The following is a 14634-nucleotide window of genomic DNA, read 5'->3' on the forward strand; positions in this document are numbered from 1 at the left end:
AAAAAGAGCTCTTTTGTTGATTCAAAGAGCTCTTTTTTAGTTGATATACCAGATGAATTAAATGTTGATGGCAGGATGTCCATAGGCCATTCGATAGGCATCCTTTAAAACTTCAGCAAAGGTAGGATGAGCATAAGAAATGGAGAACATATCCTGAGCGGTTACCTCATATTCTAAGGCAATTACGGCTTGTGCAATCAAATCTGCAGCACGAGCTCCAATGATGTGCACGCCTAAAACCTCTCCGTATTTTGGATCAACCAATACTTTAGCAAAACCATCTGTATCCATTGAAGCGCGAGCGCGAGCATTGGCTGAAAATGGAAATTTACCTACTTTATACGGGATATTTTGCTGTGTTAACTCTTGTTCTGTCGCACCTACAGCAGCAACTTCAGGCCAGGTATAGACGACGTTGGGAATGCGGTTATAGTGAATATGTGGTTTTTGTCCGTTGATGGTTTCCACAACATATACAGCTTCTTCCTCCGCTTTATGTGCGAGCATAGCACCACCAATGACATCTCCAATTGCATAAATGTTTGGCGCATTCGTTTGCAGTTTTTCGTTGGTTTCAATAAAACCACGCGCATTCAATGTAACAGCGGTATGTTCTAAGCCTAGCCCTTCCGTATAGGGACGTCTTCCAACAGCCATTAATACATAATCTGCTTGGAGTTCAAAATCTTCCCCTTGCTTATTTTTGAATTTAACAAGGGCTTGTTCTCCTAGATTCTCTACTTGGTAGACTGATTGTTCAAGGTGGACGGTTATACCTTCTTTCTTGAGTATTTTGTGTAAAGTTTTTCCAAGCTCCGTATCCATTGTCGAGATTAGGTTGCTTGCATATTCTAGTATCGTAACCTGAGTTCCCATACGGTGATAAATAGAAGCCATTTCTACACCAATTACGCCACCACCAACAATGATCATACTGTTCGGCTTTTGGGGTAAGGATAGCGCTTCTGTTGAGCTAATGATGCGTTTTTTATCGAGTGTGATACCAGGTAAGCTAGCTGGTTTAGAACCTGTTGCAATAATGAATCGATCAGCTTCCACCTGTATACGCTCTCCTTTTGGAGAAGTTACGGTAATAGCGGTATTGTTCTGAAAGCTCGCTGTACCCAGTAATCGAGTAATCTTGTTCTTTTGCATTAAAAAGTCCAAGCCTTGCGTATTTTTCAGAATTACTTCATCTTTGCGCTGAAACATCTGATGGAAATTCAGTTTAATGTCTTGAATGTCAATTCCATGTGATTTGAATTTATGTTGTGCATCTGCAAAGTGATGGGTACTATCCAATAAGGCCTTAGTTGGGATGCAACCTACATTCGTACAAGTTCCACCCAATCCTTCATATTTTTCTACAATAGCTGTTTTATATCCCAATTGGGAGGCTCGTATAGCTGCTACATAGCCACCAGGTCCTGAGCCAATAACGACAAGATCAAATTTTTCCATTTTTGTTGTATTTGATTATAATTTCTCAATAATTAAAGCAGTTGCGCCACCGCCACCGTTGCAAATTGCCGCCAAACCATATTGTTTGTTCTCTTGTTGGAGCGCATGCGTTAAGGTAACTAAAATACGAGCACCAGATGCTCCAATAGGATGTCCTAACGCAACTGCACCACCATGTATATTGATGCGGTTGAGTGGAATATTCAAGAGTTTGGCCATAGATAAAGGAACGGAAGCATAGGCTTCGTTTATCTCAAAGAGATCAATCGCCTCTAGGGATAAATTGGCTCTTTCTAAGGCTTTGGGAATTGCTAAAGCAGGAGCTGTAGTAAACCAAAGCGGGTCTTGGGCAGCATCCGCGTAAGAAACAATACGAGCCAGAGGCTGGAGCCCATGTGTTTGTAAAGCTTCTGCTGAAGCAAGTAGCAGTAGGGCGGCTCCGTCATTTAAATTACTTGAATTTGCGGCTGTTAAAGCACCACCTTCTTCAAAAACAGGACGCAATTGCGGTAGTTTTTCAGCGATGATTTTATAAATATCCTCATCCGTGTTTAGGATGCTCTTCTGCTTTGGTAAGGCAATAGGAATAATTTCTGCTGTAAACTTTCCGTCTTCCGTTGCCTTTTGTGCTTTTTGGTAGGAATCTAGTGCATATTGATCGAGTTCTTCTCGAGTAAAAGCAAAGTGACGGATGCCAATTTCGGCTGCATTTCCCATGTGGCAGTGGGCATAAGCATCTGTTAATCCATCGCTTAAAAGCCCATCCGTCGTTTGAATATGGCCCAGTTTATGAGCTTGGCGATGGGAAGAATAAAAAGGAACGTTACTCATGCTTTCTATACCACCAGCTAAAACAAGGTGTTCTTGACCCAATTGAATTTGTTGGGCAGCTAGTGATACAGCTTTCAATCCGGAAGAACACACTTTATTGATGGTTGTTGCTTCCGTATCAGGAGATAAGCCCGAAAGAATACCCACCTGTCTAGCAGGGGCTTGTCCAAGACCCGCGCTTAATCCATTGCCAATATAAAGGGAATCAATAGCCGTAGCGGGTAAGTCTAATTCTTTTCTGATTTCTTGTGCGACTAAACTCCCTAGTTCTGTAGCAGTAAAAGCCTCTAAACTTCCTAAGAATCCTCCTGTGGGGGTGCGCTTAGCGGCTACAATAAATACATCTTTCATCTTTTTTAATTTTTCTAGTTATGATTATATACCGATTGGTATATTTTTGTTTTAAAAAAAATCATTGTGTTTGATGACCCAATGATTTCAGGGATTAAGAGGACATTTCGTCTGTAATCATGCGTTCAATTTGATCTAAGGCTACATCCAAATATCTTTTGGTGGCCAAAGTACGGGAAAGTAGAACGCCTCCTTCTATTAGCATAATCATCAAAGCAGCTAGGTCATCTGCTGCGATTTCAGGCTTAAAATACCCTTGTGCTTGTCCTGCTTTAATTACCTCAACCAAGCGATCTTCCCAAGCTTTAAAATTGTGCTGAACACTTTCTTTTAAAAAGAAAAGGTGATCATCCGCTTCTGTAGCAGCATTGAGTAAAACACATCCTCCCGTTTGAACTAAGTATTCCCAATGGTTGCGGTAAAAAGCAACAAAGCTTAATAAAGCTTCTTTGGGGTTGTCTCCTTGGTTTAAGGCACCGCCAATTTTCTTTCGCAAAAGAGAAACATTGTATTTAAATGCTTCGATAATAACTTCATCTTTATTGCTGAAATTGCCGTAAATACTTCCTTTCGTTAAGCCTGTTATTGCTGTGATATCTGACAACGAAGTAGCAGCATACCCTTTGGTGTTAAATAAAGGGGCTGTTTTTTCAATAATAAATTGTTTGGTTTTTTCGGCTTTACTCATGATGTTGTACTGTATTCGAACACCAAAGGTATAATAAAAATACCAATCGGTATATTAAAAAAATGCAAAGTTTTTACAAGATGGAAGGTAAAGAAATGAGGATTGTGTGAATGGTATTCGCCTTGGTGTACCTCTTTAATCGATCAATCTTACAAATTCACCCCACTGTGTCTCACGCAAACTTCTTACTTGCAGCAACACATAAAACTACCCCTAACGTAACGCCAATCATGCCAATTGAGATATATTCTTTTAAGAAAAAGGCAGCTAAAGCTAACCCGAAAAAGGGCTGTAATAATTGCAGTTGTCCTACTGTTGCAATTCCTCCTTGTGCGAGTCCTCTATACCAAAAAATGAAGCCCGTAAACATGCTCATTGTCCCTAGATAAAGGAGACTTACCCAGGTATCCATTTGTATCGTTTCAAGAGAAGCTGGAATAAAGAAGAAAAAAGTAGGGACTAAAACGGGTAAAGCAAAAATAATCGCCCAAGAAATCACTTGGCTTCCTCCCATAGTTTTTGTCAGTACTGCTCCTTCTGCATAAGCTAAACCACATAACACAATAGCAGCGAGCATCAATAGATCCCCAGTCAAGGAACTTGTCGCATGTTGCAGATAAGCAAATCCTACTACGAGTGTACTACCTAAAAAAGCAAAAAGCCAGAATAAAGGTTTAGGGCGTTCTTTTCCTCGTAATACCGCAAAAATAGCGGTGCTCAAAGGCAGGGTTCCTACAAAAACTAAAGACCTAGCTGCGGTCATATGTTGTAAAGCCAAAGAAGATAAAAGAGGAAATCCGATAACAGCACCTGCAGATACCAATAAAAGGGATTGTGATTCTTGCTTGCTTGGCCAAGTTGCTTTGGTATAGAACAAGAAAAGCGCGGCAAGTATAGCGGCGATTAATGCGCGTACAAGGGTTACAAAAATGGGATCTAAACTCAATACAGCAACCTTTGTTGCAGGCATGGATCCACTAAATAAAAGTACGCCAATTAATCCGTTCATCCATCCATTCGAAGTAGTGGCAGTTACTGTTGTTTTCATTAGTTTGTTATTTTTTTCAAAAGTAAATGGTTTTTATAGACAAACACAGTCGCAGTTTTGTATATTTGGATGGACACAGTTGATGATATGAATCAGAAATATATTTATATAGACTTAGCAGATCAATTAGCCCATCAAATTCGAAAAGGGGTATTAAAAGAAGGTGATCGTATGCCTTCTATTCGCACGTTGTGTAAAACGTACAGTATCAGTATGAATACAGCAAAGCGAGTCTACCTGGAATTGGAATCGGAATCACTGGTACAATCTATTCCCCAATCAGGTTATTTTGTAAGTCACGTCAATTATACCCATTTTCCTTTACCACAGGCCAGTAATCCTACGCCTTTAGCGGATAGTACCATTCCAAAGGATATTATTAATAAAGTTTATGCGAATATGGGGAATGAAGCACTGACTTTATTTTCTTTTAATTCATTGTATGGCGAGTTTCTCCCTAGTGCACAAATGAAAAAGGAAATTGTCCAGGCGAGTAAGGCATTAACCTATGGGGGAATTGATTATGAATCCGTGCAAGGAAATCTAAATCTACGTCGTATGATTGCTTCCCGTTCAATGAGTTGGGGAGGGAATTTAACGGAGGATGATATTGTAACAACCAATGGGAGTATTAATGCCATTTCCCTTTGTTTATTAGCTATTGGAAAACCTGGAGATACGGTGGCTATTGAAAGTCCGTGTTATCCGGGTATTTATCAATTGGCTCTTGATTTGGGGTTTAAAGTAGTAGAACTACCGACTGATCCCGTTACAGGAGTAAGTATTGAAGCACTTGAGCAAGCTTGTTCAACCATTGATATTTGCCTGTTGGTATCCAATTATAGCACTCCTTTTGGCAGCTGTATGCCTACTGAAAACAAAAAGAAAATTGTTGCCTTATTAGAAGCACATCACATCCCATTAATTGAAGATGATGTCTATGGAGATTTAAATTTCAATGGTAAACGCCCGATGTGTTGTAAGGCTTTTGATACAACAGGGAATGTATTGTTGTGTAGCTCCATATCTAAAACATTAGCTCCAGGTTATCGCGTGGGTTGGGTAAGTGCAGGAAAATACCAAGAAAAAATAATTCAACAAAAGTTGATTCACACTATTTCCTCTCCAACTATTGTACAAGAGGCCGTAGCTAATTTTATAAAATCAGGTAAATACGAAAAACATTTGCGCAAGTTAAGGCAAAGTCTCTTTGTCAATTATCAGAAAATACTAGCCGTTATTTTGGAAAACTTCCCTAGTGGAACGAAAGTCAGTCGTCCAGAGGGTGGATTGTCGTTGTGGGTGGAATTTGACCAAAGAGTGAATACACTAAAGCTATATGATTTATGTATCAAGGAAGGGATTAGTATTGCTCCTGGTCGAATGTTTACGGTACAACACCAATTTCAAAACTGTATCCGAATTAGTATTGGATTACCTTGGTCTGAAGAGATTGAGCAACAACTCAAGCGAGTAGGAGCATTGAGTTTGCAAACCTTTTAGTCTAGGGTATTGGTTCTCTGATGCTTGGTTATTCTCTAGCACAAGAAGAATCCTAAATTTTTTTGTGTCAAAAAAAAACGTCAACTTTGTGTCCTGAAAGGGGTGCTGCATTGTTATGCGGCTGAGATGATACCCTGGAACTTGTTTCCACACCTGACCTAGGTAATGCTAGCGTAGGGATTTATAATTTATCATCTCATCATTTACCTTAGTTAAGTTAATATGATGCAGGACATTTTACAACAAACAACGTGGGCTGAATGGCTCGGTGTACTTTTTTCTATGATTCAAGTTGTACTTGCATCGAGAAATAATTCCAACAACTATCTTTTCGGTATTGCGGGTATATCCTTGACACTCTATGTCATGATTACCGCAAAACTCTATGGCGAATTTACGCTCAATCTATACTACTTAGCGATGAGTATTTATGGTTGGCTGTATTGGAAATACGGTAAACAAAAAGAAGAAACTAAGATTTCAACTACCAATGGGCAGGAAAAACTTATTACGGTGGGCATTGTCAGTTTTACCTTTGGATTATTCTGGTTTTTCCTTACGCATTATACCGATTCAGATGTGCCTATTTGGGATTCTTTAGTGTCCGCTTTTGCTTGGGCAGGGATGTGGTTGATGGCCAAACGCAAGGTGGAAAATTGGATTTTATTGAATATTAGCAATTTGATTTCAGTGCCTTTGATGATACACAAGGATTTGTATCTCTATGCAGGATTGACTGTTTTCTTGTTTATTGTAGCCGTATTGGGGTATATCCAATGGAGTAAAATTTTAAAAGAACAGGTGTATGTTAAGTGCTAGTGCATTGAGAATTGCCATGCAGGGAGCGATTGCTATTCCAGAGGAGGTCCTGGCACATATTTACAAACAACGATGGTTGCAAATATGGGTACCCCAGCAGTATGGAGGTTTGGGATGTGATTTTAAAACGGGATTAACCCATTTATACGAATGGGCAAAGATTGATGGAAGCTTAGGCTGGATGTTGACGTTGTGTTCTGGGGCGAATTATTTTGCTCGTAATATGCTTCCTGAAACTGCAGCTACACTCTTTGCAAAGGAAAATACTTGCTTTGGAGGAAGTGGCATGGTGGGAGGTACTGCAGATGAACAAGAAGATGGAACGTATCTTTTAAATGGGCTTTGGCATTATGCAACGGGAGCACCGTATCTAAGCCATTTTACTCTTAATGCGAGACTGCTGAAACAAGGAAAACCCTGTTTGGATGTGGAAGGTAATCCTTGTATTCGCTCTTTTATTGTAGAACAAAGGAAGGTGAAAATCATTCCAAACTGGAAATCCATGGGGATGAAAGCAACAGGGACTTTCTCTTTTGAGGTGAATCAAGTGGTTATTCCAGCGGATTATTACTTTGAGTATGATGCGTTTTATACAGATGATGTGGTAACCAAAATTCCTTTTCGAGCGTTTGCAGATTTAACGCTTCTCGTGAACTATTTAGGCATTGCTTATCACTTCTTGGAGGAAGCTGCTCTATTGCTTCCTACAGCGACTTTAAGTGCTTATCAGACAAACATCAGTGCAACTTTTGAGACAGTAGTAGAATACGCTAAGCAGCTGGAAAATAATCTAGCGAATAACTTCATTATCACTCTAGAAAAACAAGAGGAAATACATGCGTTTGGTACCCAAATTGTCGAACAATTGATTGAACAGGTTATTCAGGTGCATGTACAACTGGGAATTAAAGGAACGCAAGTCGATCAGCCGATACATCAAATCTTCTGTGATTTCTTTACAGCAACGCAACATGCCAATTTTAGAGTAGAATAAAAGAATAGGGGGATTTAATTCGGTTTTCTTCTAAAATAAAAAGATTGTTTCCATTGTAAGACTTCTCTTGAAGCACTATTTTTGCATCAAATTTGAACTTTATGCTTGAAGAAGGATAAAGTTTATTTTTTTTAATTATTTGAAATGAGTGAAAAAAGAACTGCTATTTCAGCCGCTTTGACTTCTATAATGTGTGTGCAAGGTGGTGCGTCTTTAGCAAAAAGGCTGTTTCCTGTTTTAGGACCAGCAGGTGCAAGCTCCTTGCGCATTGGTTTATCCGCTATCTTGTTGTTACTTATCAATAGACCTAATTTTAAAGCATTAACCACACAACAATGGCTATGCTGTTTAGGTTATGGGGTGAGTATTGGAGGGATGAACTTGCTGTTTTATTTTGCAATTGAACGAGTACCCTTAGGTTTGGGAGTGACCGTAGAGTTCGTAGGGCCGTTACTTTTAGCCTTATTTTTATCGAGAAAAGTGCTCGATGTGCTTTGGGCCTTGCTCGCTTGTGCAGGGATCTTGTTAATTGTGCCTTGGAAGAGTAATAATGTGGATTTAATCGGACTGGGAATGGCTTTTACAGCCGGGATGTTTTGGGTTGGTTATATTGTCATGGGAAGCAAGGTTTCTAAATTGATTGATGGACGAACGGCAGTTACGATTGGAACACTATTTGCCGCAATGATTATCGTTCCTGTAGGGATTGCCTCTGGAGGATTGGTTCACCTTACACTCAATCTTTTTTTATTGGGATTGGCCGTTGCCATTTTATCTAGTGCACTTCCGTTTACCTTGGACTTGGTAGCCATGAAGCGCATGCCGGCAAAGAGCTTTAGTATTTTAACTAGTTTACATCCTGCATTTGCCGCTTTGAGCGGTTTATTGTTCTTAGGAGAAGCATTGAGTTTGATTCAGTGGTTGTCCGTTGCTTGTGTTGTTTTTGCAAGTATAGGAACTACAATAACCTCATCTAAAGTTAGTTAGTGCTTATCGATTGAATTTTTACTTTAGTGTTATTGAATAGCAAAGAAAAGGGAGTCGAACAAAATAAAAGGAAGTACCTCATTTTTAAAGAGAATAGTTTACCTTTGAGGAACAAGGAATAATAAGAATCTATATTGAAATTATGAACCAAGAAATAAGAAACTTAGAACCTAAACAAGTATGGAATAAGTTTGCTGATTTAAATGCAGTGCCACGTCCTTCTAAAAAAGAAGAACGCGTGATTGCGTTTATGGTAGACTTTGGAAAGTCACTAGGATTAGAAACAATCCAAGATGAGGTAGGAAATGTTATCATTAAGAAACCTGCAACTGCGGGAATGGAGAACAGAAAAACCATTGTGATGCAATCGCACTTGGATATGGTTCACCAAAAAAATAACGATACAGATTTTGATTTCGATACACAAGGAATTGAAATGTATGTTGAAGATGGATGGGTACGTGCTAAAGGAACGACTTTAGGAGCGGATAATGGACTTGGAGTTGCTACGATTATGGCAATTTTAGAAAGTTCAACTATTCCACACCCTGCGATTGAAGCGCTTTTTACGATTGATGAGGAGACTGGAATGACAGGGGCAAAAGGATTAAAAGGAGGTTTATTAGAAGGTGAAATCCTTTTAAACTTAGATACAGAGGAAGATGATGAAATTGATATCGGATGTGCTGGAGGTATTGATGTAACTGCAGCAGCAGAGTACGATGAAGAAGATACACCAGAAAATTCGGTAGGATATCGCATTACAATTAAAGGATTAAACGGAGGACATTCAGGAATGGATATCCACAAAGGATTGGGGAATGCAAATAAGATCATGAACCGTTTGTTGTTTGATGCTTTTGATAATTTTGGTTTACAAATTGCTACAATCAAAGGAGGAAGTTTGCGTAATGCTATTCCACGTGAAAGCGTTGCAACTGTGATTATTGCTCAAATGTATGATGAGGCTTTCGTTTATGATATGACACAAATTGTTGAAGATATCAAAGCGGAATTGCATACTGTTGATCCAGGATTTGAAGTTATTTTCGAAAAATTAGACGAGGCAGAGACACCGAAAAAAGTTATGCCTTCTATGGCACAATATTTCTTCGTGCGTTCGATGTATGCGGCGCATAATGGTGTATTCCGTATGAGCCCTGACTTTGATGATTTAGTAGAAGCATCGAATAATATTGCTAAAGTTGAGGTAGGGAATGGACAGTTAACTGTAAAATGTTTAACGCGTTCATCTGTAGAATCTTCTAAAATGGACGTAGCGAATGGCTTGCGTTCTGCTTTTGAATTAATGGGATGTGAAGTAGAGTTTTCAGGTTCATACCCAGGATGGAGCCCAAATCCAGATTCAGCAATTTTAGATGTGTTAGTTGATATTTACGAAAAACAACACAACGAAAAACCAAATGTGGTAGCTTGTCATGCTGGATTGGAATGTGGAATCTTAGGAACACATTATCCAGATATGGATATGATTTCTTTTGGTCCAACCATTAAAGGAGCTCACTCTCCTGCAGAGCGTGCAAATATTGAGTCACTTCAAAAATTCTGGAACTTTGTTTTAGAGATTTTAAAACAAATCCCAGAGAAAAAATAAAGAATATATATACTTGATATAGAAAAGCAGCAAACTTTAGTTTGCTGCTTTTTTTTTTGAGTAAATAAAAGAGAGCAAATCGTTTTAATGCTTGCGCTTATAGTGAGAAGGTGAGTTATTAATTAAGTTATATTTAAGAATATTAAGTTTTAATTATGATTTTAGATAAATATTCTTATTTTTACTTGATAACTAAATAAATTATTTATGCTGAAGACTACTTACTTTACCTTACTAACGTTATTTTTTACAACCGTCCTCGTAGCTCAAGACGTTAAATTCAAAAATAAAATAGTGTCGATAGACCAGAATGAAGTGCTTAATTATGAACAGCCTTTTATGTCTGATAATATGACTTTTTTCAAGCTTAATTCTAAAGAAGAAATCCTTTATCTTCAATATACAAATGATCCACATAGCCGTAAGGCTAATATGTTGTATTATACTATTGCCTTTGTACAGCAAAAAGTTTCTTTCGAAACACAAAAATTTAATCAGCAAGGACTTAAAAAAGTCTTTAAAAAAATGGTGAAAGAAGGGATTGTTTTACCTGATGGGACAATTGACGTAGATGCGATGGAGCGTTTCAAAGTAAAGTATGAAGACAATATAACGAAGTTTTTAGTTCGTTAGGGGGACCAAAACTGCCATAATTATTTAAGGAAATTTTAATTTTTAGGCACAGCAAATTGTGGATTGCTTTTTGTACATTAGTTGCTTCAAGAAAACAAAACTCAAAAGCATTATGAAAAAATCAATCTTAGCACTAGCTTTAGTAAGCATGGTAGCTATTTCATGTGGAGATAAAAAATCAACAGATACAACTGCGCCTGAAGCAGTAGAGCAAACAACAGAAGCGCCTAAACAAAAGGAGTTGACTTATTCAATTGAGTGGACAGCTTTTAAAACACCTGCAAAAGTAGGAGTAAAAGGAACTTTTGACCAAGTGAAATTATCAGAAGTAAACCAAGAAGCAGCTACATTAGCAGAGGGATTGAAAGGAGCGCAATTCTCAATTGTTACCAGTTCTGCTAGTACAGGAGATCCTGCAAGAGATGAAACCTTGCGTTTAAACTTCTTCAGTAAATTAGTAGGGAATATCAACGGATTCTTTGGTGAGTTTAAAGATGGTAAAGTTTTAGTGAATCTTACCTTAAATGGAATTACAAAAGAAAAAGAATTTACATACGAAGCTACAGAAACAGGTGTGAAATTAAACGGTTCAATTGATATTATAGCAGACTTTACTGCTCAAGATGCTTTCAACGCTTTGCATGAAGCTTGTAATGCTTTACACGAAGGGAAAACATGGTCTGATGTAGAGATTGCTGTAGAGATTAAAAAATAAAAGTAATAAAATACACGAAATGAAGAGGAATATGCGGATATATTCCTCTTTTTTTTTACCTTTGCATTCCAATTAAATTATCTCTTTTCAAGATATGATAGATCGATTACAAATTATAAAACAGCGTTTTGATGAAATCTCTGATTTGATTATCCAACCAGATGTTATTTCCGATCAAAAACGCTATGTTCAATTAAACAAAGAATATAAAGATTTAAAACAGTTGGTTGAAAAACGTGCTGAATATTTAAATCTTACAGGAAATATAGCGGAAGCAAATGAAATCTTAGCAGACGGAAGTGATGCTGAAATGGTTGATATGGCCAAAATGCAACTAGAAGAAGCAAAAGATCGTTTGCCAGAATTAGAAGATGAAATCAAATTCCTTTTAATTCCAAAAGATCCAGAAGACGCGAAAAACGTAATGGTGGAAGTGCGTGCTGGTACAGGAGGAGATGAGGCGAGTATTTTTGCTGGAGATTTGTTCAGAATGTATACCAAATATTGTGAATCTAGAGGTTGGAGAACATCTGTTGTGGATGTGAATGAAGGAACTTCTGGAGGATACAAAGAGGTTATCTTTGAAGTAACTGGAGAAGATGTATACGGAACGTTGAAGTTTGAAGCAGGTGTACACCGTGTGCAACGTGTTCCTCAAACAGAAACACAAGGTCGTGTTCACACATCTGCTGCAACAGTAATGGTATTACCAGAAGCGGAAGAATTCGATGTGCACATTGATATGAATGATGTTCGTATTGACTTATTCTGTTCATCAGGTCCTGGAGGACAATCTGTAAATACAACAAAATCTGCCGTGCGTATGACGCATATCCCAACTGGATTAGTAGCGCAATGTCAGGATGAAAAATCACAGCACAAAAATAAAGATAAAGCCTTGTCTGTATTGCGTTCTCGTTTATACGAAATGGAGTTAGCGAAGAAGCAAGAAGAAGATGCGAAGAAACGTAACTCTCAGGTAAGTAGTGGTGACCGTTCAGCTAAGATTAGAACATACAACTACCCACAAGGACGTGTTACTGATCACCGCATCGGATTGACATTATACGATCTAGATGGTGTGATGAATGGAGGTATTCAGAAAATTATTGATGAGTTACAATTAGTAAGTAATACGGAAAAATTAAAAGAAAGCGAAGTTTATTAATACGCAAGATAAAGAGAAACCACACTAAGCAGTGTGGTTTTTTTTAAAAGTACTAGAGCATGACAACACAACAACTCATTGGGGAAATTAAACGTAAAAACTCATTCTTATGTGTCGGGTTAGACGTTGATTTAACTAAGATTCCTGCATTTTTACTCGAAGAGGAAGATTCTATTTTTAGTTTCAACAAAGCGATTATTGATGCCACGCATGATTTGGCAGTGGCTTATAAACCCAATATTGCTTTTTTTGAAGCCTATGGATTGAAAGGGTGGGAGTCTTTAAAAAAGACGATTGCGTATATCAAGGAACAATACCCGGAATTGTATACGATTGCCGATGCAAAAAGAGGAGATATCGGCAATACCGCATCGATGTATGCCAAGGCTTTTTTTGAAGATATGGCCTTTGATAGTGTAACAGTTGCTCCTTATATGGGAAAAGATTCTGTAGAACCTTTCTTGGCTTTTGAAAATAAGCACACCATTTTATTAGCCTTAACTTCAAATGAAGGTGCTTTTGATTTTCAAACGCAATTGATTGATGGAGAACCTTTGTATAAAAAAGTCATCCGAACGTCACAACAATATAAAAACGCTGAAAACCTGATGTATGTGGTTGGAGCAACTAAAGCAGAGTACTTTAAAGATATTCGCCAAGTGGCACCGACTAGCTTTTTACTTGTTCCAGGAGTTGGAGCGCAAGGGGGAAGTTTACAAGACGTATGTCAGTATGGATTAGCAGAAAATGTAGGCTTGTTAATCAACTCGTCAAGAGGGATTATTTATGCATCCAACCAAATAGACTTTGCAGAAAGAGCAAGAGAAGAAGCGTTGAAAATGCAACAAGAAATGCAAGAGATATTAAAAAATAGATTATGATCGTAGTAAAGGACCAACTTGGTCGTGAGCATCGTTTTGAGCAAACGCCAAAATGCATTGTTTCACTTGTGCCAGCGCTAACAGAAACACTTTTTGACCTAGGGTTAGAAGATGAATTAGTGGGAATTACAACTGCTTGTATGCATCCTTATCACCTGAGAGTAACGAAGGCAACAATAGGAAAAGTAAACAAAGTAGAGGTAGAGCAGATTAAGTTGTTGCAACCTGATATTATTATTGCGAGTCCAACAGAAAATACGTTGGAAGAAATTGAGCGTTTAAAAGATATTTGTCCCATCTGGCTAGTGGATGTGAGAACAATGGATCAGAATATTCAGTTAATTGAAGCCTTGGGTCAATTGTTTAACAAGCGAACAGAAGCGCGTAAATGGATAGATAAACTACAATTTGGACAAAAAGACCTGATGGATTTTGTCCGTGATAAGCCAGGTTTTAAAGTGGCTTATTTTGTAGGTAAAGATCCGTTTGTCGTAGCAGGAGAAGGAACATTTGTACAAGAACTTTTAACGCTAAACAAGTTTGAGAATGTTTACGCAGTACGAACGGAACAATATCCTGAAGTAGAAATAAGAAAGATTCGAATTCAGGGTGATCCTGAGTTGGTTTTTCTACCTTCGATTCCGTATTCGTTTCAAGAAGAAGATGCATTTGAAATAGGAAGATTTACCCACCATGGTAAAACCATCTTTGTGGAAGGAGAAATGTTTAGTTGGTATGGAACAAGAGTAGGTAAAGCCTTTGATTATTTTAAACAAATACACCATCGATTGGCATAAAAAAATCTCACCTTTTGGTGAGATTTTTTTATGAAGAAAATTGTACCACACCTCACACCGCCATTCCATACCCTAAAGGGTACATCTCTATCTTAAAAGTGGCTTATTTCTACCTTAAAATGACTCTATTTGGATTGAAGGAA

14 protein-coding genes are annotated in these 14634 nt (G+C 38.1%); 10 read left to right on the top strand and 4 right to left on the bottom strand.

The window, feature by feature from the left end; all coding sequences use genetic code 11:
* Positions 1 to 57: 57 nt before the first annotated feature.
* The 4 genes from lpdA to AWV75_RS16230 all read right to left on the bottom strand — a co-directional run bounded on the left by lpdA (position 58) and on the right by AWV75_RS16230 (position 4379).
* Positions 58 to 1461 carry a dihydrolipoyl dehydrogenase gene (gene lpdA / locus AWV75_RS16215; protein ID WP_060875358.1) on the bottom strand — a complete coding sequence of 468 codons (1404 nt, stop codon included), beginning with the start codon at positions 1459 to 1461 and terminating at the stop codon, positions 58 to 60.
* A gap of 15 nt (positions 1462 to 1476) precedes the next feature.
* On the bottom strand, positions 1477 to 2643 hold the full coding sequence (locus AWV75_RS16220; RefSeq protein ID WP_060875359.1) for a thiolase family protein: 1167 nt from the start codon (positions 2641 to 2643) through the stop codon (positions 1477 to 1479).
* A gap of 94 nt (positions 2644 to 2737) precedes the next feature.
* On the bottom strand, positions 2738 to 3331 hold the full coding sequence (locus AWV75_RS16225) for a TetR/AcrR family transcriptional regulator (RefSeq protein ID WP_060875360.1): 594 nt from the start codon (positions 3329 to 3331) through the stop codon (positions 2738 to 2740).
* A 172-nt stretch (positions 3332 to 3503) separates the two neighbouring features.
* On the bottom strand, positions 3504 to 4379 hold the full coding sequence (locus AWV75_RS16230; protein ID WP_060875361.1) for a DMT family transporter: 876 nt from the start codon (positions 4377 to 4379) through the stop codon (positions 3504 to 3506).
* An 87-nt stretch (positions 4380 to 4466) separates the two neighbouring features.
* Here AWV75_RS16230 and AWV75_RS16235 point away from each other — a divergent pair, with 87 nt between their 5' ends.
* The 10 genes from AWV75_RS16235 (at position 4467) to AWV75_RS16280 (ending at position 14491) form a co-directional block, all read left to right on the top strand.
* Positions 4467 to 5882, top strand: coding sequence for an aminotransferase-like domain-containing protein (locus AWV75_RS16235; RefSeq protein ID WP_197429597.1), 1416 nt, complete (start codon positions 4467 to 4469; stop codon positions 5880 to 5882).
* A gap of 222 nt (positions 5883 to 6104) precedes the next feature.
* Positions 6105 to 6701: a nicotinamide riboside transporter PnuC gene (gene pnuC / locus AWV75_RS16240; protein WP_060875363.1), complete on the top strand. Its 597-nt coding sequence runs from the start codon at positions 6105 to 6107 to the stop codon at positions 6699 to 6701.
* The gene (locus AWV75_RS16245) at positions 6688 to 7695 is read left to right on the top strand and encodes a hypothetical protein (RefSeq protein WP_060875364.1); all 1008 of its coding nucleotides are present in this window, start codon (positions 6688 to 6690) and stop codon (positions 7693 to 7695) included. Before pnuC ends, AWV75_RS16245 begins: the two co-directional genes overlap by 14 nt.
* A gap of 144 nt (positions 7696 to 7839) precedes the next feature.
* Entirely contained in the window at positions 7840 to 8682 is an 843-nt protein-coding gene (locus tag AWV75_RS16250) for an EamA family transporter (RefSeq protein WP_060875365.1), read from the top strand.
* A gap of 142 nt (positions 8683 to 8824) precedes the next feature.
* The gene (locus tag AWV75_RS16255; RefSeq protein ID WP_060875366.1) at positions 8825 to 10297 is read left to right on the top strand and encodes an aminoacyl-histidine dipeptidase; all 1473 of its coding nucleotides are present in this window, start codon (positions 8825 to 8827) and stop codon (positions 10295 to 10297) included.
* Between the two features lie 207 nt (positions 10298 to 10504).
* On the top strand, positions 10505 to 10930 hold the full coding sequence (locus AWV75_RS16260; protein ID WP_060875367.1) for a hypothetical protein: 426 nt from the start codon (positions 10505 to 10507) through the stop codon (positions 10928 to 10930).
* Positions 10931 to 11042: 112 nt separating this feature from the next.
* Positions 11043 to 11645: a YceI family protein gene (locus AWV75_RS16265; RefSeq protein WP_060875368.1), complete on the top strand. Its 603-nt coding sequence runs from the start codon at positions 11043 to 11045 to the stop codon at positions 11643 to 11645.
* A gap of 94 nt (positions 11646 to 11739) precedes the next feature.
* Positions 11740 to 12813 (top strand): peptide chain release factor 1, encoded by a 1074-nt coding sequence (prfA, locus tag AWV75_RS16270; protein ID WP_060875369.1) that lies wholly within the window; start codon positions 11740 to 11742, stop codon positions 12811 to 12813.
* A gap of 59 nt (positions 12814 to 12872) precedes the next feature.
* Entirely contained in the window at positions 12873 to 13694 is an 822-nt protein-coding gene (pyrF, locus tag AWV75_RS16275) for an orotidine-5'-phosphate decarboxylase (protein ID WP_060875370.1), read from the top strand.
* Positions 13691 to 14491 (top strand): ABC transporter substrate-binding protein, encoded by an 801-nt coding sequence (locus AWV75_RS16280; RefSeq protein ID WP_060875371.1) that lies wholly within the window; start codon positions 13691 to 13693, stop codon positions 14489 to 14491. The genes pyrF and AWV75_RS16280 overlap by 4 nt, the downstream gene beginning before the upstream one ends.
* Positions 14492 to 14634: the final 143 nt, after the last annotated feature.

Origin of the sequence: Myroides odoratus (genome assembly GCF_001549985.1) — a bacterium.
Taxonomy (GTDB): domain Bacteria; phylum Bacteroidota; class Bacteroidia; order Flavobacteriales; family Flavobacteriaceae; genus Flavobacterium; species Flavobacterium odoratum_A.

What these genes read in the sequence shown, in the direction of transcription:
- AWV75_RS16250 (WP_060875365.1), top strand. Translation starts at nt 7,840, where the DNA reads ATGAGTGAAAAAAGAACTGCTATTTCAGCCGCTTTGACTTCTATAATG.
- AWV75_RS16280 (WP_060875371.1), top strand. Translation starts at nt 13,691, where the DNA reads ATGATCGTAGTAAAGGACCAACTTGGTCGTGAGCATCGTTTTGAGCAA.
- AWV75_RS16235 (WP_197429597.1), top strand. Translation starts at nt 4,467, where the DNA reads ATGAATCAGAAATATATTTATATAGACTTAGCAGATCAATTAGCCCAT.
- lpdA (WP_060875358.1), bottom strand. Translation starts at nt 1,461, where the DNA reads ATGGAAAAATTTGATCTTGTCGTTATTGGCTCAGGACCTGGTGGCTAT.
- AWV75_RS16245 (WP_060875364.1), top strand. Translation starts at nt 6,688, where the DNA reads ATGTTAAGTGCTAGTGCATTGAGAATTGCCATGCAGGGAGCGATTGCT.
- AWV75_RS16225 (WP_060875360.1), bottom strand. Translation starts at nt 3,331, where the DNA reads ATGAGTAAAGCCGAAAAAACCAAACAATTTATTATTGAAAAAACAGCC.
- AWV75_RS16230 (WP_060875361.1), bottom strand. Translation starts at nt 4,379, where the DNA reads ATGAAAACAACAGTAACTGCCACTACTTCGAATGGATGGATGAACGGA.
- pyrF (WP_060875370.1), top strand. Translation starts at nt 12,873, where the DNA reads ATGACAACACAACAACTCATTGGGGAAATTAAACGTAAAAACTCATTC.
- AWV75_RS16220 (WP_060875359.1), bottom strand. Translation starts at nt 2,643, where the DNA reads ATGAAAGATGTATTTATTGTAGCCGCTAAGCGCACCCCCACAGGAGGA.
- prfA (WP_060875369.1), top strand. Translation starts at nt 11,740, where the DNA reads ATGATAGATCGATTACAAATTATAAAACAGCGTTTTGATGAAATCTCT.
- pnuC (WP_060875363.1), top strand. Translation starts at nt 6,105, where the DNA reads ATGATGCAGGACATTTTACAACAAACAACGTGGGCTGAATGGCTCGGT.
- AWV75_RS16260 (WP_060875367.1), top strand. Translation starts at nt 10,505, where the DNA reads ATGCTGAAGACTACTTACTTTACCTTACTAACGTTATTTTTTACAACC.
- AWV75_RS16255 (WP_060875366.1), top strand. Translation starts at nt 8,825, where the DNA reads ATGAACCAAGAAATAAGAAACTTAGAACCTAAACAAGTATGGAATAAG.
- AWV75_RS16265 (WP_060875368.1), top strand. Translation starts at nt 11,043, where the DNA reads ATGAAAAAATCAATCTTAGCACTAGCTTTAGTAAGCATGGTAGCTATT.